The organism is Pauljensenia sp. UMB3104, assembly GCF_030217285.1.
Lineage (GTDB): Bacteria > Actinomycetota > Actinomycetes > Actinomycetales > Actinomycetaceae > Pauljensenia.
On record NZ_JASONN010000071.1, the window covers coordinates 1 to 463 of the forward strand.

Annotated in this window: 1 protein-coding gene; it reads right to left on the minus strand. The window is 64.6% G+C overall.

The features are described from left to right. Positions 1–344 (minus strand): transposase family protein (locus tag QP415_RS10800; RefSeq protein WP_442953481.1); only part of this gene is annotated, 344 nt, incomplete at its 3' end. Positions 345–463: the final 119 nt, after the last annotated feature.

A 463-nucleotide genomic window follows, 5' to 3' on the forward strand; every position in this document is an offset into this window, starting at 1 on the left:
AGCGCCCAGCGCACCGCCGCACGCGAGAGCTTGGCGCGCGGATCGGCCGCTTGGCTCATATCTTGACGCCACACATGGGCGCACTCCTGGCACCGGTAGCGGCGCACGCTCACGTGCAAGATCGTGGGGCGCCACCCGTAAGGCTCGTGCGCCAAGCGCCTGATCACCGTGTCACGCGACTCGCCCTGGCATCCGCAGCGTCGACACCACCGGTCCTCACCAGCAATCCGGCAAGCCAACACTGCATGGTCTGGCCACATGCGCTGGCCCGTCACTTCCAGGCCCAGGTCATCCAGGCGCGTGAACGCGCTCAGGTCAGGGCGATCAAAGATAGTATTGGCCATGTCGAGGTCTTTCAGATGGACGGTGTAGCAATCTCCATCATCGGAAGACCTCGACCCCTACCCGGCCACGACACGCCCAACCCCGCCCACAACACCTACACCCTCAAATGCGAAGAGCC